The organism is Rhizobium leguminosarum (genome assembly GCF_001679785.1).
Taxonomy (GTDB): domain Bacteria; phylum Pseudomonadota; class Alphaproteobacteria; order Rhizobiales; family Rhizobiaceae; genus Rhizobium; species Rhizobium leguminosarum_R.
In genome coordinates this window covers 1-24,527 of the sequence record NZ_CP016288.1, presented here as the reverse complement: position 1 = coordinate 24,527, position 24,527 = coordinate 1, and the positions used below count along the sequence as shown (strand labels likewise).

Here is a 24,527-nt window from a genome sequence, read left to right as displayed (position 1 = left end):
GAATGCAGCCTCTACCAACGCAGATACGCAGTTAGTACGGGTCACGCATCCGTTTCATCCTCTATTCCCACGGCAGTTGCCGTGTGTCGGCAAGCGCTACAATCGGCATGGTGAACGCCTTTTGCTGCAGACCGAGGATGCCACCGTTTGGTCGGTTCCCCCGCAATGGACTGATCTTGTGAGCCCGGATCCTGAAGTTGCCATGAGCAATGGACGATCGCTCTTGCGTGTCGCCGACTTAATGGAATTGACCGCCCTGGTGGAGCGCCTTTCAAGCAAGTCGGGCACGCGACGACGCGCCAGGATGTAAAGATAAATATGCCGCTTCTGTAAAACAGATTATGCCGCAGAGGGTGATATTCATGAGGATTTACGCTTGTATATATGACGGAATGCCGGTGATAAGCCATAGAGATTGCCTTGACGAGGCGGTAAATTGCGTCATAATTAAACTTACGATAATGTCGCTTCACGCCCTCGGAGCCATTGATGTCTGCGAAGTACGACAGCAAGCGCACAAAGACGGATGTCCTCATCGAAGAGGGCACGTTCAACCCAACCCCGAGAAGGTGCGCGATCCAAAGTTTCGGGGCAGCGAGTTCTTCGATCCACACGACGCCGTGCAGGTCAAATACGAGATGCTGCGTCGCGTCTCCATCGACAAACTGTCGGTGACGGAGGCCTCCGACGAGTACGGCGTTTCCAGGCCGACCTACTACCAGGCCAAGGTGAACTTCAATATGGCCGGCATTGCCGGACTGGTGCCGACGAAGCCGGGGCCCCGCGGTCCCCACAAGATCGACGACAAGGTCGTGGCATTTCTGCAGGCGCATCTCGCCCCAGGCGAACCCGTCCGCGCCCGGGAACTTGCCAAGCTGCTCCGCCAGGAACTCGATATCGAGCTTCATCCCAGATCGATCGAGCGGGTTCTAAAAAAAAGCGGCAGGTAGACATTGCCGCGACGGCGGCATGCCCGATCCAGCCGTCAACCATCGCGTCCCAGTACGAGGTATTGCGCAAGGCTGCTCTCGGCGCAGCGTTGCCGCTCATGGCCCGTAGCGGCCTGCTGCTCTTTTTGCGCCGGGGCATGTGGGGATGGGCTCAGGCGTTAGCCTCAACAGCAATCACCCCGCGAGAGCAGAATTACCCGTCGTCAATTGCTTGGCCGCTGCACCGCGGACACAGCACCGTCGTTCACGTCCTTGCGACAATCGCCATGAGCATCAACGATCGGAGATCACGATGAATGTACATCTCAAAGTCCAGCCTCATCACCTCGAACGCGGCGCCTATCTGTACATCCGCCAGTCTTCCATGCGGCAAGTCGTTGAGAACGTCGAGAGCGCCAGGCGGCAATATGCGCTTCGGGGGCGTGCTGTCGCCCTCGGATGGCGCGACGAGCAGATTATCGTCATCGACAACGATCAAGGAGAGTCCGGTGCATCGGCCGCCTGGCGTGAAGGGTTCCAGCGCCTGGTCAGCGACGTCGGCATGGGGCATGCCGGGATCGTCATGGGCCTGGAGGTCTCTCGTCTCGCGCGTAACAATGCCGACTGGCAGCGATTGCTAGAGATTTGCGCCCTTGCCGATACACTGATCCTGGACGAAGACGGCGTCTATGATCCGGCAAGTTTCAACGACCGGCTCCTGCTCGGCCTTAAGGGAACGATGAGTGAGGCCGAACTGCATGTGATCAAGGCCCGGCTACGCGGCGGCATTCTCAATAAGGTGCGGCGCGGCGAGTTTCGTTGCCTGCTGCCGACCGGGCTGGTCTATGACCATTTCGGTCATGTGACGCTTGATCCAGACATGCAAGTCAGAGAAACGATCATTCATTTCTTTGAGATGTTCTCTCGCCTCGAGTCCGCCTCCCAGACCGTCAAGGTCTTTCGCAATGAAGGCCTATTGTTTCCGTCGCGCCTACACAACGGCGACACGCTGTTTCGGCCGCTGACCGCGTCGACGGCGATGCGTGTCCTGAACAATCCGCGCTACGCTGGCGCCTATACCTATGGCCGACGACAGTTTCGACGTACCATCGACGGCAAGAAGACTTTGCGTGCGCGCGACATTGATGACTGGCCGGCCTGCATGCCCGATGCCCACCCCGGTTATATCAGTTGGGAGCGACACCAGGAGAACCTGAAGATTCTCAAGGCGAACGGCCGTGGATTTGAAGCGGCACGAGCGTCAATCCCAAGGGAGGGCCCGGCGCTACTGCAAGGCCGGGCAGTGTGTGGGCAATGCGGCAACCATCTTAGGGTTCGCTATGCGGCCCGGCGTGGCCGGCAGGAAGCCTGGTACATTTGTAATCGTGACCATATCTATCGTGGGGAGCCCATGTGTCAGTCGATTGCCGGGCCACCCGTCGATGAAGCCATCGGCATGCTGATTGCCGAGCAGATGACGCCAGCGGCCGTCGAACTGGCACTCGACGTCCGCAAGGAGATCCAAGCTCGCCATGAAGAAGCAGACCGGCTGCGCTGTCGCGCGATCGAACGCGCCCAAACGGAAGCCGATCTCGCCCAGCGCCGCTTCATGCTGGTCGATCCCAATAACCGCCTCGTCGCCGACACGCTCGAAGGTGAATGGAACGAGAAGCTACGCATACTGGCCAATGCTCGCGAAGAACGCGAACGTGGCCGAGAGCACGATCAATTCATTCTCGATAAAGCTGTCCACGAGCGGTTGGTCGCGATGACGGCCGACTTCAACGAACTCTGGAAAGATCCAGATACCCCAAGTCGCGAACGCAAGCGACTGCTGGCCCACATCATCGAGGACGTCACGCTCTTAAAGCTGCCGGCGGAAGGAACCACCAAGCTTCACGTTCGCTTCAAGGGTGGCAAAATCCAGACGCTCACCACCATGAACCCACAGTCCTCCGCTCAGCAGATCAAGACAAAGCCCAATATCGTTGAACTGATCGATAAGCTTCTCGATGATTACATTTATCCAGAGATCGCCGAGATCCTGAACGAGCAGGGTCATCGCCCAGGTGGAACAGCACGTCGCGGCTGCCATGATGCCCGCTTTACACCTCTCAAAGTCGCCTATCTCATCCACGAATATAAGCTGCAATCACGATATGATCGGCTGCGGCAGCGAGGAATGCTGACGAGACAGGAAGCGGCAGTGCACCTCAACATCAGTGAGCAAACCGTCGCAAGATGGGCCAAGTATGGCCTCATTGCCAGACATGCCTACAACGGGCACTACAGCCTGTACGAAATCCCCGATGGAGACTTGCCGCAAAAGCAATGCAGCCGTTGGAACCAACTCCAAGATCGGACTGCTGCGCGCCAACAAACGCAAACTGAGCCAAGAACATCAACTGGCGAGGAAAGAGGTGTAGTATGAACGCTGATCGTTGGAATAGAGGCAGACCCCTGACCCATCCCACCAGACTATCTTGACCCGGTCTGCGCGCTTCGCCCGGAAGACATAAAGCGAGCCGTTGAACGGATCACTGCCGGCATCGCGCACCAGCGACAGCAAACTGTCCGGCCCTTTGCGGAAGTCGATGGGATGGCTGGCGAGGAAGACCTTCACACCCGCGGGGATCATGCTGAGCGAACCGCCCGGATCACGCGCTGCAGATGCGCCTCGTCGACATGCCGGCCCACCCGCACGACGATATTGCCAATCATGATCTCCACGATGGGGTCGGGGTCGGATACAACGCTCTGCGGATCCACTGTCGCTGCGGCTTGCCCAGGCTCATCACTTCCCAGGAATTCTCTGCGCCAGCGATAGAGCTGAGACGGAAGTATCCCGATTTGCCGCGCAATTGCCGAGACGTTCACACCCTGCTGACAGGCTTGCTCGACCGCTGTGGCCTTGAACTCGTCAGACCAGAACCGCCGCAACTGTCGCGGCGAGCCGTCAAGACGATCGGGCACCGCCTCGATCATCCGCATCAATCCAAGGCTAGCCGCAGGCCTAGACATAGATCCTCACATTCAGAGAAGTCGTATGTCCGAAATACCCTGCCCAGCATCAGCAGCGCCAGATGGGGTCTCCTTGCCGCTTACCCACAATGAGCACTGCGAACCGGTCAAAGGCGGCATCCGCTATGCCTCGAATGCGACGCCGAGGAGGTCGAGGCTCTTGCCGCATTGATGACGCTCAAGTGCTCGCCCGTCGACGTGCCATTCGGTGGTTCCAAGGGCGCACTGAAGATCGATCCGAGCGAGTGGTCGCCGCAGGAACTTGAGCGCATCACCCGCCGCTTTACCCAGGAACTGAACAAACGCGGCCTGATCTGCTTCGGTGTCAACGTTCCAGCCCCCGATATTGGCGCGGGCGAACGGGAAATGGCCTGGATGATGGATGAATTCCGCCGTGCCAATCCGACCGACGCCGTCAATGCTCGCGCTTGCGTCACCGGCAAGCCGCTGTCGAAGGGCCGGGCCGCAGCCTATGTCGCTTCCAGCCGGCAGGTCGCCGACGCCTATGAGGCAATCGGGATTTAGTTCGGGGGCGCGGCATGCTGACAGGAGGGACGGATCAGCCGACGGCAGCGGACTTCACGGCCGAACTTCATGCGCGGCCGTCCATCTATTTCTCCGGGCTCTTTGATCTGGTATTAATGTCAGCACTAATGCTGGTTCTAATGCCAGAACATCGCCTGATTCGCCCGATCAGCAAAAACCGCTCACCGGACGCTCACCGATCAGCGGCCTATAGTGGCGGAGTTGGGCCTGCCACAGTTCGCCGGCTGGGCCCGCCGTCAGGGGCAACTGTTCACTCGCCTGCTGCAGATAACTCAAGGTCGTGCGCGTGATCTTGAGCAGTTCGCGGTAGTACTTGATCCGTTTGGGACGACCGCGGGTATATTCGATCGCCCGAGCCCGCTTCTTCGCCGCGCGGCAATGGTTGTGCCATGGGATGGCGCTACCCAACGCATCGCCCTGCTGCAACAGCCGCACCATCACCCGCACGGCGTCCCACAACAGGCTGCTGTCACTCGGCTCATGGATCAGTGAAGCGGTGACGGTGCTGTCCACACGCACGACCTTGCCATTTTCCAGCGTCTCCCGCTTGGCGCTCGCCAGCAGCACCCGGTTGATCTCTTCAAAGGTTTGCGCCCGGATCGCGCTGATCGTCTTGTGCAAGACCGACTTCTTCGGGTTCCACCCCACGGCAGCCGGGCAAAGGCCCGGAACGAGGCGGAGTCTTCGAGATGGAAGGCCAACTCCTGATAACTCAACTGGCGATGCTGCTTGAGCAGCGCGTAGCGCAGCACTGCCTCGGCCGGCAGCCCCTCGCGGCCGGTCTCCTTGAGACCATGCCGGCGCAGGTCCCGCGTCACCAGCCCAAATCGCCATGCTCATCCAGCCATTGCGACATCGCCTTCAGTTCACGACCGATCTCGTGTTCGGCGAAAAGATCGAATACACTGGCTTGGACCGTGCGTTCTTGGCGGATTGTCGGCTCCGGCGGTTACGGTTTGTCTTTAGAATCAGTAGCTTGATCTAAAGTATACCTGAAACCGCCGGGCCTTGCCCGCGGAGATGGCGCGTTTCCCGCAATAATTTCAGTGGTTTACCGTTTATGGACGGGCACTAGTCTAAGCTCTCGACCAGGCCGTGTTCTCGTGAACGGGACTTTCAAATCGGGTTAACATTGCTCCACAGCGGCCCTCTGGCGGTATGGCTAATTTCCAACCACGACCTGAACTGCATGCACCGCATTTCTTGCGTCACACGGCGGCTGTCCCTCCCCAAGTTCGTTTGTGCACCGACATAGCAAAACATGCTGGCCCGACTTGGGCAACCATGGCAGCTCAAACCGCTGCCAACTTTTATCCTTGCGCGGACCTACGGTCGCAGTTTGCCACGAACCTCCTCCATCCACGCTGACTTCCACGGTTGATATCTCGCGATCTCCCCAGGCCCAGCCCGATATTTCCGTTGGCACGTCAGCCAACAGCAGATCGTTGGGCGATGGCGACACGATAACGGACTCCGGGGCGACGCCCCAGACCGGCTTCAGCCCCGATGGCGCGGGATCGTTATAGAATCGCGTTGTATAGGCGCCCCTCGCCCGCCGGTTCGCGGCCGTGATCGAACCAATCCACTTTACCGAGTTCGTGCCGTACCAACCCGGCACAACCAGTCGAACCGGACCCCCACGTTCCGGAGTGAGCGGCCGGCCGTTGATCTCAAGTGCAAGAAGAATCTCTTCTGCGAGGGCTTTCTCTATAGGCAGGTCTTTTTGATACGGTTCTTCGACCCCCGCATATTCGCCCCACTCGAGGCCGGAAGTCCAGATGAAAGACGCCTGCTTGCTTATCTCCGCGTGTTCCAGAACAAGCGACAGCGGCACGCCTTTCCAAATCACATTTCCGATCCTGCGCTTGGCGACTGTCGGGGTAAGAGGGCTTCCGGCGCATTCGTGAAATGACATGTACTCGCGCTGAGGCATGGCTTGAAGATCCGGGAGACGCAGCCTCGTGGGGTTGCCCACGAGGCCATCGACATCGAGATGCCAATGCTCGGGGTCGATATTCAGGAACCCCATATGCGTGACCAGAAAAAGATCATCCTCCGGTGTAATCCAGGATTTCAAGGCATGAACGCCTTCGGCCGGCCCCTGGAAGGAGAAACCCTTCTTTAGCATATGCATACCCATCCGCCTCATTGCCTTACTCCTCCAGGGCCGGTGCATCGACGCGGGAACCATATTCCTGCTGACCTATCTGGAACCGGACCGGTTTCCGGCGTGTCCGGTTGACAGTGACATCGAATATATCGAATCGGTTGTAACCGCCAACAACATCGTGAAATCGTTTCGGTTCAATACAATCGTCGAGATCGATATGGGCATAGCCGATACCTTCATCGACCATTTCATCCCCCATCGGCGCTCCAGTCGGTCCAAGGAAAAAGCTGCTGGCGTGCGGACTGGCATCCATTATCGCTGCGATCGCAGGATCATCCTGAGCAATGGATCTGCGCGCGCTTTCATCCAACCGGCCGGCGACAACGATGCCGAAGCACTTCGCCTCGAAACAATGGGCTGAGGCCCGGATACGGTTGGCCGCCCGGTTGTCGTAATTGTCGCTCTCCGTCGGAACGCGCGTGGGCCAGATCGGCGGATAGGTGCTTATATGAACCTGTTCGGCCTGGGCCATCAGACTGTAGCGCGCGAGTGGATTTGTATTTTCTCCGCAAATGAGACCGCCAATTCGGCCGATTCCTGTATCTGCGACGACCAGACCTGCACCGTCGCCGGGATCCCAAACCAGTTTCTCGAAGAAGGTTGCCACCAGCTTTCGATGGTGGATCAGGATCTCACCCGTATCGGAAATCAGGACATTGCTATTCCACAGGCCTGCGACACTTGCCGGGTTGCGCTCGGAGAAACCGATTGAAACGAAAATACCGTTGTCGGACGCAGCTTTCCGCACACGCTCGATTTCAGGTCCATCCACGTATACGGAAGCATTCAAGAAGCGCTTGAAATGTTCGTGCGACTGAATGGGTGCGTAAAGTGCTGCCCAGACGGGGAAACCTGGGAGAAAGCTTTCCGAAAATACCACGAGCGATGCGCCGTTTCGCGCACTCTCTGCGATTACCGAACAAGCTTTCTGTGTGCTCGCGACCGGATCGAGGTAAACGGGGGCAATATGAGCAGCGGCGGCCTTGAAGTTCTTGCTTCCCATAGACATTCCTCTACTCATGAAGTTCTAGCGATAGGCCAGTTCGACAAGGTCGAAAGACCGCGTCACGACCGCTTAGCCACCAGACCGATTTCAATACGGGCTCCAAGCGGCAGGCTGGCGCAACCGATTGTGGTACGGGCCGGGTAGGGCAATGAAAAACATGTGCGGTAAATCTCATTCATATGAGCAAAGTCACTCATGTCGGTGAGATAAACGTTGACGGACACGACATCGTCCGATCCCAGGCCTGCTGCCCCAAGAACCTGAAACAGATTATCGAAACACTGGTGGGTCTGCTCGGCAACATTTCCGTCGACAAGTCTGCCGGTGCCCGGATCAAGCGGTGTTTGCCCGGAGCAGAACAGCAGGTCGCCGGCCCATGTCGCGTGTGAGTACGGTCCTACTGCCGCAGCGTTCGAAGCATTCACAGTTCGTCTTGCCATGGGTTCCTCCAAAGGCAGGTTCAAGCGGAGCCAACCTGCTGACGATCAGCATGTCCGCAAGGTATCCTGCCTCACTATACGCTGCCTGTTCAGTTTTGCAGCCCGTTCGAAACTAACGGAACGAATTTGCGCGCCAATTCGAAATGGATGGACTACGCTGTGCAAAAATAGACGGGGATACTATGGCGACTGCAATTGATCATCTTGATTGGGACGATCTCAAACTCTTCCTCATCGTCGTCCGGTGCAAGAGCGTGACCGGAGCGGCCCGGGAACTGAATGTGAGCCACTCCACCGTATCACGTCGGCTTGCTCGTCTGGAATATACGGTTGGCGGTGCACTCGTCGAACGGACCAGCGACGGACTTTTGCTGACACCGGCCGGGTTGGTTACAATGCGGCGAGCAGAGGAAATCGAGAATGGTGTGAATGCGCTTCGCAGCGACGTGAGCAATCGAGACGAGATACGCGGCACAGTCAGATTAGCCACCATGGAAGGTATCGCAACGCTTTATCTCTCCAAGCGCCTTGTTGAACTCAGCAACCGGTACCCTGATCTTGACCTTGAGCTGGTAACATCGCCGCAAACGGTTCGGGTCGCTCGCCGGGAAGCGGATTTGTTCCTAAGCTTCTTCAAGCCCCACGGAACTTCTCTCGACAGTCAACTGATTGGGCGTTTCAAGACTGGCTTGTTCGCTTCGCAGGCCTATCTTGAGCGCAATGGCGTTCCCTCTGGCCCGGCGGATCTTGGCCACCACAGATTCGTCGGCTATATTGAGGAGCTGGTCCAGCTCGAGAGCGTTCTATGGCTGGAGGAACTGATACCCGCCCCAAAAATCGCGTTCAGCTCAAACAGCATGATGGCGCAGATGTTTGCGGCGTCTGCGGGCGCAGGAATAGTGGCCCTTCCCGAATTCGCACGCAGTCTGAACCTTGGTCTCGTTCCAGTGCTCGACGGGTTGAGCGGCGAACGTGAGATCTGGATGTCGGCACATCAGGACCTTGCTTATCTTCCGCGAGTGAGAGCGGTAAAGCAGTTCCTGAAAGAGCTGGTTCGTCGCGACGAACAACAACTTCTCAGAAACGCACCCTGGTCATCGTGAGGTTTTGCAAATCGGATGCTCGCAACGCTACAGCCGACCTGGCAGGCGTGCAACGGTGCGCATTTCTGCACAGCGTGTTGCGAAAATATCGGCTTCCGTGACAATGCCAATTGCATCAACGTGATTCTCGGTCCGATCAAGGAAGAAACCCCATGTTGGAAGTCACCCGCAGTGCTCGCAAGATTTTGGACCTTCCTCGTCTGCGTGCGGATACCCCCGGCACAAAAAACAGAAACCATCTGAATAATGCCGGGGCTGCGCTGATGCCGAGCCCGGTGATTGATGCGGTGACCGGGTACTTCAGCCGTGAGGGCGAAATCGGAGGTTACGAGGCTGCAGCGGAGGCCCACTCGCTGTTGGAGGGAACCTATGACAGCTTGGCCAGTTTCGTAAGCTGCACTCGCGAGGAGATAGCGATCGCTGAAAATGCCACCATCGCCTGGCAGCGCGCCTTTTATTCCCTTTCTTTTGGACCTGGAGACAGAATCCTGACGGCAAGTGCCGAATTTGCGGCCAACTACATCGCCTTTCTGCAGGTTGCCAAGCGCACCGGCGTATCAATCGAAGTCATTCCGAATGACTCTTCTGGCGTCCTCGATCCGGACGCACTTGCGAAAATGATTGATGATCGCGTTCGGTTGATTGCAGTTACGTGGATCCCGACGAACGGTGGGCTTATAAATCCAGCAGCAGCAATCGGTCGAATTGCGCGGGACAATGGCATTCTCTATCTACTCGACGCATGCCAGGCTGCCGGTCAAATCCCGATCAATGTCAACGCGCTCGGCTGCGACATCCTCACTGCTACTGGCAGGAAGTTTCTCCGTGCGCCGCGGGGAACTGGTTTCATGTATATGCGTAAATCAGTCCTGGAAAGGATCGAGCCGGCGATGATCGATCTGTACGGCGCGCCCTGGACGGCGCCTGATCGATACGACTTGCGACCTGATGCGAGACGCTTCGAAACCTGGGAGAAGAACTATTCGGTTCGCCTCGGTTTGCGAGCTGCAGTGGACTACGCGCTCAATATTGGACTCGAGAACATCGAAGAGCGTTGCAAACACCTTTCGACAAAGCTTCGCGAAGGCCTGAGGGAGATGCGTGGAGTATCCGTACATGATCTCGGGGAGCGGCTTGCGTCCATCATCTCATTCACGGTTGAGGGCCGGGACTCGTCAGCCGTCATGGCCGATCTCACCAGCAAAGGAATCAACGTCTCGGTTTCACCTCCCTCTAGTACGCCCGTTGACGCCTGCGCGCGACAACTTCCGCCCGTAGTGCGAGCGTCGCCACATTATTATAATACCGAGGAAGAGATCGATGCTTTTCTCGAGGCAATTGCTGGCATTGCAGTTTACCGTTCGCCATAGCTGATGTAGATACAAAGCCAGCATTCTGATCTGCACCCTGTGAGGCTGCTTGGCGAGAACACAAGCCGCCGCCAGACAGTCATCAGCACCGATATTCGTAGCTTGAAGAGACGCTCTGCCCCGTTCACATGCGCTATAGGCTTCATCGTGAACGTCTTTCGATAAACCGACAGACGTTCACGATGAAGCCGGGGCCGCCTGAGGTGCCGGTGCAGCAAAGGCTCTTCATCCGGCGACTTCGAGCTTGTTTCTCGATGTCGCGATGGTGTGCTGACAGCCGGATAGATGTCGATCGCATCGATGTCCGCCTCGAACTGTGGCATCGCTGATCGCCGACGCGAAGCCGGACCTCTGCAGTATCTGAAACATCGAATCTGTTCAAAAGAAAAGCGGCGTATTTCTGCCTGGATTCAACTCAGCACGGCGGGGGGGAATGCCGCCGTTCATCGGCAAACTTGTTATCTCCCCACTTGCAGGCACCCTGTCGCTCAAATACGTGAAGCAAAAGCGCTCGAATCACCAGGGCTCGCGGAAAGGCCGCAACTCAGTCAGGAACGACCAGGCAGAACGCGGCTGGTGGGTGACGTGCCAGACCTCTTCAGCGATGTCAGACGGCTGGATGAAAAAGTCATCCGGTTCATCCGCGAAGCGCGCGCGTGCCGACGGTACGTCGATGACGGCGTCGATCATCATGAAGGACACGTGTACGCCCCGTGGCCCCATCTCGCGGGCGATCGACTCTGTCAGAACGCGTTGCGCCGCCTTGCTGGGCGCAAAGCCGGCAAAGCCGGCCTTGCCGCGATAGGCTGCGGTGTTGCCTGTCACGAGCAAAGAGCCGCCACCTGCCGCCTCCATCCGCGGTGCAACCCACCTGGCCAGGTGAAGCAGCGCCATGACATTGATCTGAAAGTTTTGCTGAAGGATTTCCGGCTCGATGTCGAGGAAGTTGCCGAAGGCCCCGCCCACGGCGTTGTGGATCACCACCCTGGGTACGCCTGCGCGTTGCTCGATGGTGTCAAGTGCGGTTGCGAGCGCCGCAGGGTCGGCCACATCGCAGGGGACTGCAAAAGCGTTCGGTAGCTCGTTCTCAAGAACCCTCAAGCGCTCGGCCGTGCGTGCGAGCATGGCGACCTGATAGCCGCCGTCGTGGAACCGCCGGGCCATTGCCGAGCCGGTACCTGGCCCAACGCCGGTGATGACGACTAGCGGACTCATGCGTCGCGCATCAGATGATCTGCACTAAGTGCAGACGATCATTGCCGAAGTACATTTCGTCCTCCACAAACACGCCGCCCGACGCCGCTTTCGCGGTTGCCTCCTGCGGCAGGGGCAGGCCGGTCGGCTCGTCCATCCGCCTTTTGAGTTCATCGGCATCGGGGCCTGCGGCACCCAGTTCGGCGGCTACCTCTACCGCCGCGGTCATTGCATTCATTTTTCCCGCCACGAGCGTGACGCGCGCCTGCCTGATGGCATGGTCTGCCCATCGCTGAAGATCAGTCATCCGGAGCGCGCCCTTGGGTGCGCAGGCGTGCTCATTGACACGCTTTCCTGCTGTTTCATTCGGTCCTCTCGAATGGATGAAAAGCGATCTGCACATCCGATACGGACCTGAGAGAATGCCAGGAAGGGACTGCGATAGTCGTAATAGAACTCGAGCGTTTTCATTTATGGCTCCTTGAACCGATCCGCCAGGGTGCAACATGTTTCCAGCCCGAGACTGCTCCTACCTGAGCTTCGCAACAATGACCCGACGTCCCGCCTAAAGCCGGATGATTGAGCAAATGGAAAAGATACGAACCCCAGGCCAATAGAGTGTCTCCCAGGTGCACCGATGAAGAGCGGCGAAGTTGCCCGCGCAGCGGGCTATGAAACCGAGAGCTGCCAACGTCACAACTGTTCAGATATTCATATCTGCATGATGATCATCATCCTGTCTAGCCCAAACTCGTCGTAGATCGTCATTCGTCGAGCGGTTCGCGGGCAGGCGTACTGATAAAGCGCCTTTCAACTCGCTCATTCGCTTTGATTCGAGCCATCATAAATGGTCGCCAAAAACCTGTGGCAGAGTGCTCACGGTCGCACTGCGGGACCGACCCATGGAACGCAGCCATATCCCGGACAGCGCAACGACATCGCCTTTGCTCACGATCTCGCCGATGACATACAGGCTGAGGCTACGATTGCCGACAGGGCTATGATGCCGATCATCTGTGCGACAGGATCACTGGAACCGGTGCGTTCAGCACTCGCCAATCGTCAACGCCCGCCTTGCCATAAACTTTCGTTGGAAGGAGCAGCTGGATGACCAAACACCGGAAATCCGTCAAATCAAATCGCACCACCCCAACCTCAACGAGGCAACGAACTGCTTTCACGCAAACAACAATTATTTGATGGATATGGGACGTAAAAAGGCCGCCAGATTGCGAAGTAGCGGAAGAGAGCGCAAGACCGCCCTGAACTTCCCGGTCCGTGCCATACTCACGCTTCGTCCCGATGACCTGCGCCCGCCAGTTCCTTGGCGTCGCTGAATGCCACGAGATGATCACGGACAGTTTGGAGCAGGATGTCCGAACGGCTCGGATCGGTCATTACCCTCGACAGCGCCAGAGCCCCAACCATCGCGCTTACGGCCAACATCGCCCTGGAATCGTCGTCATCGCCAAGTTGCTGCCGGGTGCTGGCAATATAGTCCTCAACATACGTGGCCATAACCGCTTTGGCTTGGGCATCGGCACGCCCTACATCGGAAACCAGCGCCGAAATTGCGCACCCATTGCTGCGCGAGTCGCGATGATTTCGACTTAAATAGTCTTTTACGCCGTTGGCGAAGGAGCGCATCCCCGCCGATCCCTTTGGTGACCGACGCGCGCCGTCAAACAGAGCGCGCTTGAGAGCCTCGGCCAGCAGGTCCGCACGTGACGCGAAATGGCGATAAAAGCCGCCATGAGTTAGATTCACGCTTTTCATGAGCGTTCCCACGCTCACCGACTCAAGCCCGCCGTCTCGGATCTGGTCAGCGGCCTCGGTCAGGATCCGCTCCCGATTTTGTACTTTTTCGGCCTGTGAATGCCCCAAGACAATCCCTCCTTTCAATCTGACGATCCATGGTCAAGATAGTAGTAGAGTATGCGTATAGCAACGATGCCTTCGCTTTGCATCACAAGCCTCCGCCATGAGATAAGCAATAACGCGGGCGGAACCAGAGCTCCATGCTACTGGCCCCGCATCCCGGATGCCGTCGGCAATCAAATGATGAAGCCGGCCGCATTGTCCGGGAGCCAAGCGGGCGGCCATCGTGACGGTGCTTCGGTCCCTCGTGCTTCCGGGGCGGCCAGTACCATCCACAGTTCGCTTGAGAAGAGCGTCTGCACCTGCTCATCCACTCTGGCAAAACGGCTGATGCCGGGCGGGCCGAGCACCGTTCGGCCCGCTCCTTGATTGCGACGACATGTTGTCGCCAGGAGCGGATCGCTACCGAACCCGCAATGAACGAAACTGCCGGTTCTGTGGGAGGCTGGATTGGAGGATGCGACGTTCGAAAATCTGCCCATGCCATCCCCACCCGGCTCCGCTTCCCCGGCCAGCCGTGGCGGGTGCCCGGTGGCCTCAGCATCGGCGACACCGAAGAATGAATAATGCTTCTTAACAACATTTCTGGATCCTCGCGCTACCGAAGCCTGCTTCCTTGCATCGCACATCGGGGTCGCGAAGCGTGGCAGTGGCGCGTGACCAGGGACCAGCTTGCAAACTGGTGAACTCAAAACCGCGGTCGTTGCCGCAATCGTCCAGTTTCGCGCCGTCATATCCTGCTCCCCTTTGGCACGACTGCTTGCGTCGTTGACATTCAAGATGATGCCTGTCATCCTCTTTGTTGTCGACCCGATGGTCTGCGCACCCGGCACTCGCAGTGCCCCTAGAACGAAGGAATTTTTCGAATGAGTGCTCCACTGACCCAATTCACAATCACCGAGGCGGCGCCGGGATACTGGCGGGTGACCTTCAGCAACCCGCCGCTGAACTTTTGCGATCCGGAGACCCTCATCGAGCTGCAGCAGATCGTCGGTCTCATCGAGTCCGATGACACGTTGCGGGTGGTCGTGTTCGATAGTGCTGACCCGGACTTCTTCGTCAATCACTACGACGTCTCCCGCTTCGCCGATTTCCCCCTGACGCCGGGGCCGACTGGTCTGCCGACGTTCATCGATGCCACGACACGGTTGACCAGTTCCCCGGTCGTGACGATCGCGTCGATTCGGGGTCGCACGCGCGGCGGCGGTTCTGAGATTGCTCTGGCATGTGATATGCGCTTTGCCAGCCTGGAGCGAGCAATCTTCGCTCAGATCGAAGTCGGAGCGGGCGTCTTCCCGGGCGGCGGCGCAACCGAGCGCCTGCCACTCCTCGTCGGACGGGCCAGAGCGCTTGAAATCGTCCTCGGCAGCGACGATTTCGATGCAGCAACGGCAGCGAACTACGGGTGGGTGAACCGCGCACTGCCCGATGATGAGCTCGACGCCTTCGTCGACAACTTCGCCCGGCGCATCGCCTCGTTCGACAAGCTTTCGCTCGCCGAGGCCAAGCGGCTGATCAACCGTAGAACCCTGCCGTCCGCTGAGGACCTGGTGGAGACGCAGGGCGCTTTCCTCAACGCGTTCTCTTGGCCGACGATCCCTGAGCGGGGAGCCCGCATAGCGCAAAAGCGCGACGAAGTGGGTGCTGACTTCGAGGCACGCATGGGTTATCACCTCGGCAATCTCGGCACCGGCGCCCGATGACGTCAGCAGCGGCCCCCTAGGTGGGGCCGCCGCCCTGGTGCCGTTCGCCTGAACTCAGATCGCGTCAGGCACGAGTTTCAGCGGCGATGTCACGTTGTTTGATCAAGGTCGGAACAGGGCGCTTGTCTGAGACGTCAGGCGGTTGCGCCGGTCACGGCTTTCCACTGCGCCATTGCGCGGATCCGATGGATGTGGATGGCGAGGGCTGAGTTTTTCTGGTGCGGGGGACGAAGAGATTTCGGAGTGCCGAAAAGATCGATATGAACCGTTGCAAGCCGCCGACGGATCGAAATCCCTGCATCATCCGCTCCCGTTTTCGAAGCGGCACGTGAGAATTCTCGGCCCGATTGTTCAGGCCCTTGTGCGATCGATGTTCGACGGCGGGCATCACCTCCCGTCTTGCAGCACCATATGAGCGCAATTTGTCGGTGACGATCCGCTTCGGCGTCAGGCTTTGCTTCTTCAGCAGCCTGACCAGCAATCGCCTGGCGGCTTGGGTATCGCGGCGGGCTTGAACGATCTCGTCGAGAACGTAACCGTCTTGGTCAACGGCACGCCAGAGCCAATGTTTGCGGCCGCCGATGGAAATCACCACTCGTCCAGATGCCAGATATCCTTTCGCGAAGACCTCTTTCTGCACAACTGCCTGGCATAAGCCGTTCCGAATTTGCGACCCCATCTCCGGATCGTCTCATGGGAGACGACGATACCGCGCTCCAGCAGCATCTCCTCGACCATCCTTAGGCTCAAAGGGAACCGAAAATACAGCCAGACCGCACGGGCGATGATCTGCGGTGGAAAGCGGTGGTTCTTGTAGCTTACGGTCGGACTGTTCACCCCAACCCGTTATCCCACAATCGTTAAGCCGCAGACAACGTGACATCGCCATGATTTCCTATATTTAACAAGCGGCTGAAAATGCAAACTGGACCGAAATGTGGTTATCAGTCACCGTTCCGTTTGATCGGCACTACTTCTCCGCGAACCCCACCGAGGTTGTCACGCGGCGTCACGACGGGCTTAAGCTCCACGATTCTCGCAGCCTGCAAGCTCAGCCATCCGGATGGTAGACCTGTCAGACTTTCAACGTCGTGCGGAAACAGCGGTAGATCTTCGCGCAAATCCTCTTTGGTGACTTGCCCCGCATCGACCAATGCCTTGAACACATCCGCGAGCAATGTCGGTTCCTGCATCGGCCAAACATCGTCAAACGGCTCCCGCCTGGAGTAGCCTTTCGCACTGTAGATTTTGTAGAGACGAGTTGCAGAGCTTTTGTCCAGAATCTGAAGCCGCTGCAGACGCATAATTTGTGCCTTGATCGAAACTTTCCAACGCGCCTTCAGGCGCTCCAGTTCCCAGATAGCAGCGGTGTCGATTTCAACACTGAATTGGCTTGCCGGGAGCAAGAACGCGGACGCAAAACGATGAGCCTGGTCTTCAATGGCTTTGAAGTTCTCGACGAATTCCTCTTCGGTCACTGCTCGGTGCAGCACCAGGTGGGCTAGTTCATGAGCGGCATCGAATTGGCGTCGGGAAAAAGACTGCTTGTCGCTGGCAAGCAGTACGTATGGGCGACCATCCGATCCCCAACGGCTCAGCCCATCCAATTGATCGGTTTCCATCGGTTCGCTGGCGACTACGACGCCAATTCGCTCCAGCAGCTCGACCATGTTGAGAATAGGGCGAAGGCCCAGGCCCCAATGCTCTCTTGCTGCTTGAGCGTACGCCTCGATGTCCTCATCGCGGAGATTGCGAAAGTTACGCCCCTGCAGGAGATCGGGAACATTTATCTCGGGAAGGTGGGCGTAATGTTCAGCCACCGCCGTAACATCCTCGAGCCATGCCAACCTGACTTGCTGTGACAAGCGATCGCCGCGCAAAGCACCGGCAAACGAGCGAAAAAACGACAGGCCACTACCTTCGCGGCGGGCAGTCAAAAAGAAGTCCTCTGGCAATCGAAGGACCGAAGCCAATTCGGTCAAGGCAGCGGGTTCCGGCGCGGTTTCACCCTCTTCCCAACGGATGACTGTGCTCGCAGCGCGCTGCATCAGATCGGCCAGCGCCTTGCGGGAAGTTATTCCTCTCGCTTGCCTCGCTTCAGCCAATCTCGCGCCAACAAAACTTTGCACTCCACTACGCACGGTCGTTCCTAATTTTCATTGCCTTTCTTCTCATCCGCGGGGCCGTCCTTTTTGGAGGCCTTGAATGACTTCTTCACCTGTTTAAGGGAGAAGGCCTTGGCCGCCGGTTGCGCTTGCGATCCGTAACCAGCCAGGAAGTCCTTGATATCAGCCTGAAACAAGAACGATTGCGATCGTGCGTCTGCAACGCAGACTGTAATTGACGCTATCTTTCCAAGAGCGTGGGCATCACGACGGACCATAATGACGACAAAACGTTCTCGGTCGGTAAACATCTCTGGCGGATGAAACAGGTCGTATGACAGTCCGCGGTTTTGATTGCACAAAGCAGATCGGGTCGCATTCTTGATCGGCAGATCATCCACTTCACGATGGGATGCAAAACCGATCATTGTATGACCAAAACGGCCGGTGGTCAGATAAACTGGCGCGTCTTTGATTTCATCAGGGCCTTGTTCGATCGGAACCGATTTGACGAATTCTGCGCCATGGCGGTTGAGCATCTGCTCGAACATCTCATCGATAATTTGAAACCGGACGAGACCGGTTGCTCGGCTTGCGCGCCGTCTTGAGAGCGCCACCCCATGGGTGACTGCGGCCTGTGACCCGCTTACCGCGGCCTCTGCCTGTTGGGCGGCCATCCCAAATTGATGTTCAATTTCGACGAGTAGGTCGCGGGGTACGTCCCGACGGATCGCGGATTCAAACTCGAAACGTCGCTCATCACTGATCATTGGGCCCTCATGGGAATCATCGAGTTTTGCATTAAGGGGATTTTTGACATATTGTTTTGCACTTAGCAATTCAAACTGAAGGTGACAACAGGGATGCCACCTGCATCCTGGCCGTGCAGCGTAAAGCGAGCTGAGGAGACCAGCCATGCCGCGCCCCCTACTGGAAGGGCTATCTCAAGCTGTCGCTGGTTACATGTCCCGTGGCAATGAGTCCGGCGACAAGCGAGAGCGAAAAAGTTCGATGCCACACGCTCAACAAGAAAACAGGAAATCGTGTCGTCTCACATGTCTGCGGTCGCTTCAAGGCGAACTGAGGCCCACTAGGGCGAGACAAGCTTTCGTGTCTGCAGCTCGAGCCGCCCATTTGAAGGTTCTGCCCGACGACGAACGGCGGCGTCGGAGCCGTGCCGCGTCTTCGCGGCGGAAGGTCGCCGTGCAAAGACGCGAACTGGAAGCCGGGTAGGTCGATCGGTGATCATTATCCACTACCTGGACAAGCTGAGGCATTCTCATTTCCGAGATTTCTGCTACCGTCCACAGGTCACGGGAGTAGGCGTCATGGTTGCAGCGAGTTTGGTTCCGCATGCATTTTACTGGGCGAAGTCCTCGAAGTATTTCGACGGACGACCAACGATCGTTCGGGTCTCCACTATCTTCGGGGAGGATTCTGACTATTGGACGCTGGCGCTCCTGGGAACCGATCAGCACGCCATGCCCGCGGACTTCGAGATCATCGCTCCGGCGGAACTCCCAGAAGAATACCCTGTCCGACAAGCCGCCGAGTGAACCGTTCATCGGGCAAGCGAACGAAGGCTCTCGACAGGGGCACGCATTTTGTCGGGCGTTCACACCGACAGACTGCCCGATGGAGAATTTTGGTACCATAACCCATCGGAACTTGCGGGGCATTCGACGACGGGGCCGCCCTGCTCCCTCCAGGCGATTTCGACCTCACCTATGGCGCTCCTCCACGGTCCGCATCGCAGAAGGGTGCGATCAACTAAATGACCTGAGACCCTGATCTGCGCGGGAACAACACGCGCTCACGACCGCATTCACGTAGCGCCTTGGCGCCAGTTTCTCGCAGAAGGGTCGCGGAGGCCGGTTATCACATGGCTAGTAGCGCTCATCCAACTTGCTCGACCGTCTTCGAACCCCACGCCTTGACAGGAATCGAACCTGCGAAGCACGGTCCCCGACCGGCGAGTCACTTCAAGGCTATGAACGTCGCAGGATCGAGCTGGGAAATCCGAACGGCAACTTGTGTGATCGCAGCGTCCCCGACCAATTGCTGGATTTCCCTGGCAAGATCCATGAGTTTCTGACGCGTCCGTTCTGCTTTCGGCAGGAGGAAAAGCTCGAGGTTCACCGCCGGAAGGTTTGCCATCGCGTAGACTGGAATGACAGCAAACTGGCAGGCGTTGATGTTGACGTCCAGCCTTTCGCATAACAATTTGCTCAGCGGCACCAGAGCGGCCTCAATTTTCAGATGAGACTGCTCTGGCAGTGATCGATCCACGTAAATCTTCATATTTGGCATCTCGGCCGCCTCACTGTGGGTTAAGGACAAAATCGAATGGCGAACGCCAGACGGTTTCACCGCTGAGCACACGCTCATACGGCGCGATCAAACTGGCTTTGACACCGAAGACGGCGTCGGATGAAAGATAGTTATCGTCGCCGACGAACGTATGGGTTACCAGTTTCTGGAAGCCGGCGGCCGTGACGATGTAGTGCATATGCGCAGGCCGATAGGGATGCCGGCCAAGATGCTTCAGCATCTGGCCCACAGGCCCATCTGCGGGAATGGGGTATGAGACGGGCTTGATTCCGACGAAGCTGTAGCGTCCGTCGGAGCCGGTCACGAAGGTTCCGCGGTTGTTCCATTTAGGCTGGATGTCAGGTTGCTGCACATCGTAAAAGCCTTCGGCATTGTCTGACCAAACATCGATGATTGCACCCTCGATCGGATGTCCGTCCAGATCGACCACAGTGCCTTCGAAGACACAGCTCTCGCCCTTCCCGTCAAGCGTGATGCGATCGCCCATCGCAACACGGGGAGCCCCGGCGACATGGAACGGTCCAAGCACGGTGTTTTCCGTTGCGCCCGGTTGCCTGCGGTTATTGATCGCATCCACCAACATGGATACGCCTAGCGTGTCGGATAGCAGGATAAATTCCTGCCGTTCTTGCGAACAAATCTTGCCGGTCTCCGTGAGAAACCGAATTGCGGTTTCCCATTCCTGTTGCGGAACCTTCGCTTCCTTGATGAAGGCATGCAGATGCTTCACAAGCAAGGTCATGACCTCCCTCACGCGAGGATCGATGTCGGAGGCCATGCGCCCGTTTACCGCCTCGACGGAAGCTTCTTCGGTGAAATAGTTTGTCATACCTGTTCCTTCGCGAGTGAGAATTGGCTTGCCTTAATCCCGAAGCCTACCTGCTAAAAAGGCGCGGACCTTGGTTCCTGATGTGGATCACTCTGGCCCCCGGGTTCACGACGAAGCCGGCCTCGCCCCTTCCCATGCCATCTGAAGCATCTCTCGGATTGCCGTAGCTTCCAGAGGCCTGGGGTTCCAGTAAGGGTTTCGCATGGCAATATCTGTGGCTTTGTCCAGATCCTCGGCGGCCAGTCCGAAATCTTGGAGCCTGGTCGGGGCGCCTATGCCGAGCGCGAAATCGTAAAGCCCAGGCGCCGCGCGATCCGTCCCCAATAAAGCGGCAACAGCTTCCAGCAGGTGAGGTACCGCCGCCTCCGTATACGCCACTGTATGAGGAAGAAGGATAGCGTGCGTTTCCGAATGCGGCAGGTCGAAGCTGCCGCCCAGCGTGTGGCAGATCTTGTGATGCAGTGCCATTCCGACCGCACCCAAAACAACGCCACAGAGCCAGGAGCCGTAGAGGGCATCGTTGCGGGCCGCGGGATTTCGGGGATCACCCACGATGGCAGGCAGTGCCTCGTGCAAGGCGGCTATGCCCTCCATCGCCATCATTGAGGAAACCGGGTTGCGATCCTGCGCATAAAGTCCTTCCACGGCATGGGCCATGGCGTTGAGGCCGCTCGTCACCGTCATGTTGATAGGAAGGTCGTACGTTAGCTCAGGGTCGTAAATCACCGTTTCCGGTAGAATTGATGCATCACGCACAGTGGTCTTGATGCCGTTTTCTGTCTGCCCGAGGATCGGGGTCACTTCCGATCCGGCATAGGTTGTGGCGATGACCAACTGGGGCGCATCGGTTCGGTAGGCGATCGCCTTTCCCAACCCGATCGTCGAACCACCGCCCAAGGAAATGACACAGTCCGCGCCCTTGTCAGAGAAGACGCGAAGCGCTTCGATCGTCACGTCGACGGGCGTGTGCATCATGGCACCGCTGAAGAGCCCCGCACAGGCGGATCCCAACTGTTCGGCAAGGCGCTGCGCCTCCCTTTCCTGGAACGGTGTCGACAGGACAAGGGCCTTATGCCGGCCAAGGCCACGCAATTCTTCGGCCACCTGAGAGATCGTCCCCACACCGAACACGATGCGAGGAACAGTGCCTTTGAAGATAAACGGCTCGCGCATGGTCTTCTCCTCCTGGATGCAAACGGTGCAAATGTCGTCGCTGCCGGGTCAGCCCATGCGCTCGGAGGCATAGCTTCCCGGGCTCGGCGGGAAGACGACGGTGCGATTTCCATTGATAAAGGTCCGATGGTGGATGTGAGCATGGATAGCGCGGGCGAGCACCTGTGCCTCCACGTCACGACCCAGGGAGACATAGTCTTCCGCCGACTGCGCATGCGTGATGCGCACGATGTCCTGCTCGATGATCGGGCCTTCGTCTAGATCGGCAGTGACGTAATGGGCCGTCGCGCCGATGAGCTTGACGCCGCGCGTATAGGCCTGCTTGTAGGGATTGGCGCCCTTGAAGCTCGGCAGAAAGGAATGATGGATATTGATGATCCGCCCGGACATTTTCTGGCACATCTCGTCGGAGAGTATCTGCATGTAACGGGCGAGCACGATCAACTCGGTGCCGGAGCTCTCGGCCAGCGCCATGATGCGTGCCTCCGCCTCCGGCTTGTTGGCCTTGGTCACCGGAATGTGGTGGAAGGGGATGTCGTGATTGACCACCAGCTTCTGGTAATCGAAATGGTTCGACACCACGCCGACGATGTCGATCGGCAGAGCACCGATCTCCCAGCGATTCAGCAGGTCGTTGAGACAATGGCCGAAACGCGACACCATAAGAAGCACTTTCATGCGCTCCTGCGCATCGAAAATATCCCATTCCATGCCGAATTTGTCCGCTACCGGCATGAAACCTTCCGACAGATCGGGCCGCAACACGCCTTCTTCGGAGATGAAGCTGACACGCATGAAGAACTTGCCAGTGTCCCGGTCATCGAACTGCGAGCTGTCGACGATGTTGCAACCCTTGGCCGCGAGGAAGCCGGAAATCGCCGCGACAACGCCACGTGTGGTTTGGCAGGAAACCGTCAAGACATAGTTCTTCATTCTATCCCCGTATCTGTTAGGGCTCTTCAATAGATGCTCATCCGGCTTTCCCGACAAATGCTGCAGCCCGCTGAGCTCATGGAAGGCCATCGTGCCTGGTCTGCCGTCCGCGCCGGTTATTGGGCGGAAAGACCGATGAAACGGTCGAGTTCGGTACGATTGGCGGCCAGTTTTGCCGCCTCTTCCTCAAAGACGATCTTGCCTTGGTCGAGCGCAATGACGCGCTCTGCAAACTTGAGCGCCAAACCCACATGTTGCTCCACCAGCACGATCGTCTGGCCCTGATCGGCCAGCTTGTGGAAAACGTCCATCAGCATTTCGCAGATAACCGGTGCCAGCCCCTCCAGCGGCTCATCCAGCAAAATGATTTCCGGCTTTCCCAGAAGAGCACGGGCAATCGACAGCATTTGCTGTTCGCCTCCGGAAAGCTGGCGCCCGCCGTTGGAACGACGCTCCTTCAGCCGAGGAAACAGATCGTAAGCCTCTTCCAGAGTCGATCCATTCCGAAGTCCCGCAACCAGGTTCTCCTCGACCGTCAACGATCCGAAAATGTCGCGGGTCTGCGGCACGATGCCAATCCCCAGTCTCGCCCTCCGATGCGAGGCGAGCGTATCGATCGCCGCCCCCCTGAGTTTGATGCTTCCGGCGTGTTGACGTGTCTGGCCCATGATCGTGGAGAGCAAGGTGGTTTTACCGACGCCGTTTCTCCCAACGATCGCCAGCCGCTCGCCCTTTGGAATGCGGATCGAAACATTGCGGATTATATGGGTATCGCCATAGCCGGCGACGACACCATCCAGTTCGAGGAGAATGTCAGACATGGCCCGCTCCCAGGTAGAGTTCGCGAACCTGCTTGTTGGCGACAACCTCGTCGGGCGTGCCCTCCATCAGGATCGCGCCATTCACCAGCACGATGATACGGTCTGCGACCTCGAACACCAGTTGCATGTCATGCTCGATGATGAGAACCGACAGATCCTGCGGAAGCCGCTTGATAGCTTCCACGATGAAGTGGCTTTCGGTAGAGGGTACCCCTGCCGCCGGCTCATCGAGAATGAGAACCTTCGGCTTCACCGCCAGCGTCAGCGCCAATTCCACCAGCCGCTGCTGCCCATAAGCCAGTCCACGCACCGGCTTGTCTGCCAGCGACAGGATATTGAGATCCTGCATCAACCGGGTGATCTCAGCCTCGATATCGCTCCACCCGTCCGCCCGACGAAAGAACTGATGCGTGCGGCCTTCCCGCTCCAGTATGGGCAGCCGCAGATTTTCGCGAACGGTCAGGTCGCGAAACAGATTGGTTATCTGGAAGGTTTTCGCGACGCCTGCCCTCACCCGAGCCGATTCGCTCAGGGATCCTATATCCTGGCCGTTCAGCACGATCTTGCCCGATGTCGGCTTCAGGACACCGGTCAGGAGATTTGCGAAAGTCGTCTTGCCGGCACCATTTGGCCCGATCAGTGCGGTGCGCGAGCCTCGCGGCAACGTGAGGGTCAGGTCCCGGGCGACCTGCAGGCCTCCGAAATTTTTCGAAAGTCCAACAATGGAAAGCCCGTCGTTCATGACGTCCTCCTGAGCACTCGCGCCAAGCGACCTGGAAGAGCAACAAGACCCTTTGGGAGCACGAAGACCACGATGAGAAGCATGAAGCCGATCACGAAGAGCCAGTTCAAGGGATCGATGCTTGCCGCGACATGATGGACCACCATGAAGAGCAATGTCCCGATCAGCGCGCCATACAGCCGCCCGGCTCCTCCCAGGATCAGCATCACCATAACGTCGGCAGACAAGGAGAA

At 57.9% G+C, this 24,527-nt stretch carries 25 protein-coding genes and 4 pseudogenes; 10 read left to right on the top strand and 19 right to left on the bottom strand.

What is annotated here, in order from left to right:
• The first annotated feature begins 76 nt into the window (after nt 1–76).
• The 3 genes from BA011_RS46635 (at nt 77) to BA011_RS30510 (ending at nt 3,360) form a co-directional block, all read left to right on the top strand.
• The gene (locus BA011_RS46635) at nt 77–310 is read left to right on the top strand and encodes a DUF5372 family protein (RefSeq protein WP_167378988.1); all 234 of its coding nucleotides are present in this window, start codon (nt 77–79) and stop codon (nt 308–310) included.
• A gap of 259 nt (nt 311–569) precedes the next feature.
• Entirely contained in the window at nt 570–950 is a 381-nt protein-coding gene (locus BA011_RS30515; RefSeq protein ID WP_237352770.1) for a helix-turn-helix domain-containing protein, read from the top strand.
• 292 nt (nt 951–1,242) lie between these two features.
• Nucleotides 1,243–3,360 carry a recombinase family protein gene (locus tag BA011_RS30510; RefSeq protein WP_065283598.1) on the top strand — a complete coding sequence of 706 codons (2,118 nt, stop codon included), beginning with the start codon at nt 1,243–1,245 and terminating at the stop codon, nt 3,358–3,360.
• On the opposite strand, the gene tnpB is transcribed toward BA011_RS30510, so the two are convergent.
• Nucleotides 3,331–3,567 (bottom strand): IS66 family insertion sequence element accessory protein TnpB, encoded by a 237-nt coding sequence (gene tnpB, locus BA011_RS30505; RefSeq protein ID WP_072642640.1) that lies wholly within the window; start codon nt 3,565–3,567, stop codon nt 3,331–3,333. The two genes, BA011_RS30510 and tnpB, sit on opposite strands and share 30 nt — an antisense overlap.
• Nucleotides 3,564–3,914: a transposase gene (locus BA011_RS30500; protein WP_186806605.1), complete on the bottom strand. Its 351-nt coding sequence runs from the start codon at nt 3,912–3,914 to the stop codon at nt 3,564–3,566. Before BA011_RS30500 ends, tnpB begins: the two co-directional genes overlap by 4 nt.
• A 121-nt stretch (nt 3,915–4,035) precedes the next feature.
• Here BA011_RS30500 and BA011_RS30495 point away from each other — a divergent pair.
• Nucleotides 4,036–4,418: pseudogene (locus tag BA011_RS30495) on the top strand (Glu/Leu/Phe/Val dehydrogenase dimerization domain-containing protein); the annotation flags it as partial.
• 255 nt (nt 4,419–4,673) lie between these two features.
• Here BA011_RS30495 and BA011_RS30490 read toward each other — a convergent pair.
• The 4 genes and pseudogenes from BA011_RS30490 to BA011_RS42765 form a co-directional block, all read right to left on the bottom strand.
• Nucleotides 4,674–5,430: pseudogene (locus BA011_RS30490) on the bottom strand (transposase); the annotation flags it as partial.
• A 228-nt stretch (nt 5,431–5,658) separates the two neighbouring features.
• The gene (locus tag BA011_RS30485) at nt 5,659–6,645 is read right to left on the bottom strand and encodes a molybdopterin-dependent oxidoreductase (protein WP_065283595.1); all 987 of its coding nucleotides are present in this window, start codon (nt 6,643–6,645) and stop codon (nt 5,659–5,661) included.
• Between the two features lie 4 nt (nt 6,646–6,649).
• Nucleotides 6,650–7,669, bottom strand: coding sequence for a carbon-nitrogen hydrolase family protein (locus tag BA011_RS30480; RefSeq protein ID WP_065283594.1), 1,020 nt, complete (start codon nt 7,667–7,669; stop codon nt 6,650–6,652).
• Between the two features lie 62 nt (nt 7,670–7,731).
• On the bottom strand, nt 7,732–8,112 hold the full coding sequence (locus BA011_RS42765) for a RidA family protein (protein WP_151343663.1): 381 nt from the start codon (nt 8,110–8,112) through the stop codon (nt 7,732–7,734).
• Nucleotides 8,113–8,294: 182 nt separating this feature from the next.
• On the opposite strand from BA011_RS42765, the gene BA011_RS30470 reads away from it, so the two are divergent.
• Nucleotides 8,295–9,215, top strand: a complete 921-nt coding sequence (locus BA011_RS30470; RefSeq protein ID WP_065283592.1) for a LysR family transcriptional regulator — start codon at nt 8,295–8,297, stop codon at nt 9,213–9,215.
• A 152-nt stretch (nt 9,216–9,367) separates the two neighbouring features.
• Nucleotides 9,368–10,585: an aminotransferase class V-fold PLP-dependent enzyme gene (locus BA011_RS30465; protein ID WP_065283591.1), complete on the top strand. Its 1,218-nt coding sequence runs from the start codon at nt 9,368–9,370 to the stop codon at nt 10,583–10,585.
• A 516-nt stretch (nt 10,586–11,101) separates the two neighbouring features.
• Here the strand turns inward: BA011_RS30465 and BA011_RS30455 are convergent.
• The 4 genes from BA011_RS30455 to BA011_RS42760 all read right to left on the bottom strand — a co-directional run bounded on the left by BA011_RS30455 (nt 11,102) and on the right by BA011_RS42760 (nt 14,451).
• Nucleotides 11,102–11,800 carry an SDR family NAD(P)-dependent oxidoreductase gene (locus tag BA011_RS30455; RefSeq protein WP_065283589.1) on the bottom strand — a complete coding sequence of 233 codons (699 nt, stop codon included), beginning with the start codon at nt 11,798–11,800 and terminating at the stop codon, nt 11,102–11,104.
• A 10-nt stretch (nt 11,801–11,810) separates the two neighbouring features.
• Entirely contained in the window at nt 11,811–12,086 is a 276-nt protein-coding gene (locus BA011_RS30450) for a hypothetical protein (protein ID WP_065283588.1), read from the bottom strand.
• Nucleotides 12,087–13,066: 980 nt separating this feature from the next.
• Nucleotides 13,067–13,663, bottom strand: a complete 597-nt coding sequence (locus tag BA011_RS30445; protein WP_065283587.1) for a TetR/AcrR family transcriptional regulator — start codon at nt 13,661–13,663, stop codon at nt 13,067–13,069.
• Between the two features lie 170 nt (nt 13,664–13,833).
• A complete protein-coding gene (locus tag BA011_RS42760) occupies nt 13,834–14,451 on the bottom strand; it encodes a hypothetical protein (RefSeq protein ID WP_151343662.1) in 618 nt (205 codons plus the stop codon).
• A 72-nt stretch (nt 14,452–14,523) separates the two neighbouring features.
• Between BA011_RS42760 and BA011_RS30440 the strand changes: the two genes are divergently transcribed.
• On the top strand, nt 14,524–15,360 hold the full coding sequence (locus tag BA011_RS30440; protein WP_065283586.1) for an enoyl-CoA hydratase/isomerase family protein: 837 nt from the start codon (nt 14,524–14,526) through the stop codon (nt 15,358–15,360).
• Nucleotides 15,361–15,494: 134 nt separating this feature from the next.
• Here the strand turns inward: BA011_RS30440 and BA011_RS30435 are convergent.
• The 3 genes and pseudogenes from BA011_RS30435 to BA011_RS30425 form a co-directional block, all read right to left on the bottom strand.
• Nucleotides 15,495–16,243 (bottom strand): annotated as a pseudogene (locus BA011_RS30435) (IS6 family transposase).
• 61 nt (nt 16,244–16,304) lie between these two features.
• Nucleotides 16,305–17,465: an XRE family transcriptional regulator gene (locus tag BA011_RS30430; RefSeq protein WP_186806604.1), complete on the bottom strand. Its 1,161-nt coding sequence runs from the start codon at nt 17,463–17,465 to the stop codon at nt 16,305–16,307.
• A 44-nt stretch (nt 17,466–17,509) separates the two neighbouring features.
• Nucleotides 17,510–18,235, bottom strand: a complete 726-nt coding sequence (locus BA011_RS30425) for a hypothetical protein (RefSeq protein WP_020572893.1) — start codon at nt 18,233–18,235, stop codon at nt 17,510–17,512.
• A gap of 179 nt (nt 18,236–18,414) precedes the next feature.
• Here BA011_RS30425 and BA011_RS45420 point away from each other — a divergent pair.
• The 3 genes and pseudogenes from BA011_RS45420 to BA011_RS30420 form a co-directional block, all read left to right on the top strand.
• A pseudogene (locus tag BA011_RS45420) lies at nt 18,415–18,519 on the top strand (Ku protein); the annotation flags it as partial.
• Entirely contained in the window at nt 18,477–18,698 is a 222-nt protein-coding gene (locus tag BA011_RS46630; RefSeq protein WP_420493450.1) for a DUF982 domain-containing protein, read from the top strand. The pseudogene BA011_RS45420 and the gene BA011_RS46630, both read left to right, overlap by 43 nt.
• A gap of 95 nt (nt 18,699–18,793) precedes the next feature.
• Nucleotides 18,794–19,021 (top strand): hypothetical protein, encoded by a 228-nt coding sequence (locus tag BA011_RS30420; protein WP_018481363.1) that lies wholly within the window; start codon nt 18,794–18,796, stop codon nt 19,019–19,021.
• Between the two features lie 421 nt (nt 19,022–19,442).
• Here the strand turns inward: BA011_RS30420 and BA011_RS30415 are convergent, their stop codons facing one another.
• The 6 genes from BA011_RS30415 to BA011_RS30390 form a co-directional block, all read right to left on the bottom strand.
• Nucleotides 19,443–19,775: a hypothetical protein gene (locus BA011_RS30415; protein WP_237352769.1), complete on the bottom strand. Its 333-nt coding sequence runs from the start codon at nt 19,773–19,775 to the stop codon at nt 19,443–19,445.
• Between the two features lie 10 nt (nt 19,776–19,785).
• Nucleotides 19,786–20,625, bottom strand: a complete 840-nt coding sequence (locus tag BA011_RS30410; protein ID WP_018516640.1) for a dioxygenase — start codon at nt 20,623–20,625, stop codon at nt 19,786–19,788.
• 105 nt (nt 20,626–20,730) lie between these two features.
• Complete coding sequence (locus BA011_RS30405; protein WP_065283584.1) at nt 20,731–21,798, bottom strand: maleylacetate reductase; 1,068 nt, start codon at nt 21,796–21,798, stop codon at nt 20,731–20,733.
• Nucleotides 21,799–21,846: 48 nt separating this feature from the next.
• On the bottom strand, nt 21,847–22,731 hold the full coding sequence (gene purU / locus BA011_RS30400) for a formyltetrahydrofolate deformylase (RefSeq protein ID WP_065283583.1): 885 nt from the start codon (nt 22,729–22,731) through the stop codon (nt 21,847–21,849).
• Nucleotides 22,732–22,847: 116 nt separating this feature from the next.
• Nucleotides 22,848–23,552, bottom strand: coding sequence for an ABC transporter ATP-binding protein (locus BA011_RS30395; protein ID WP_065283582.1), 705 nt, complete (start codon nt 23,550–23,552; stop codon nt 22,848–22,850).
• The gene (locus BA011_RS30390; RefSeq protein WP_065283581.1) at nt 23,545–24,294 is read right to left on the bottom strand and encodes an ABC transporter ATP-binding protein; all 750 of its coding nucleotides are present in this window, start codon (nt 24,292–24,294) and stop codon (nt 23,545–23,547) included. The genes BA011_RS30395 and BA011_RS30390 overlap by 8 nt, the downstream gene beginning before the upstream one ends.
• Between the last annotated feature and the right edge of the window lie 233 nt (nt 24,295–24,527).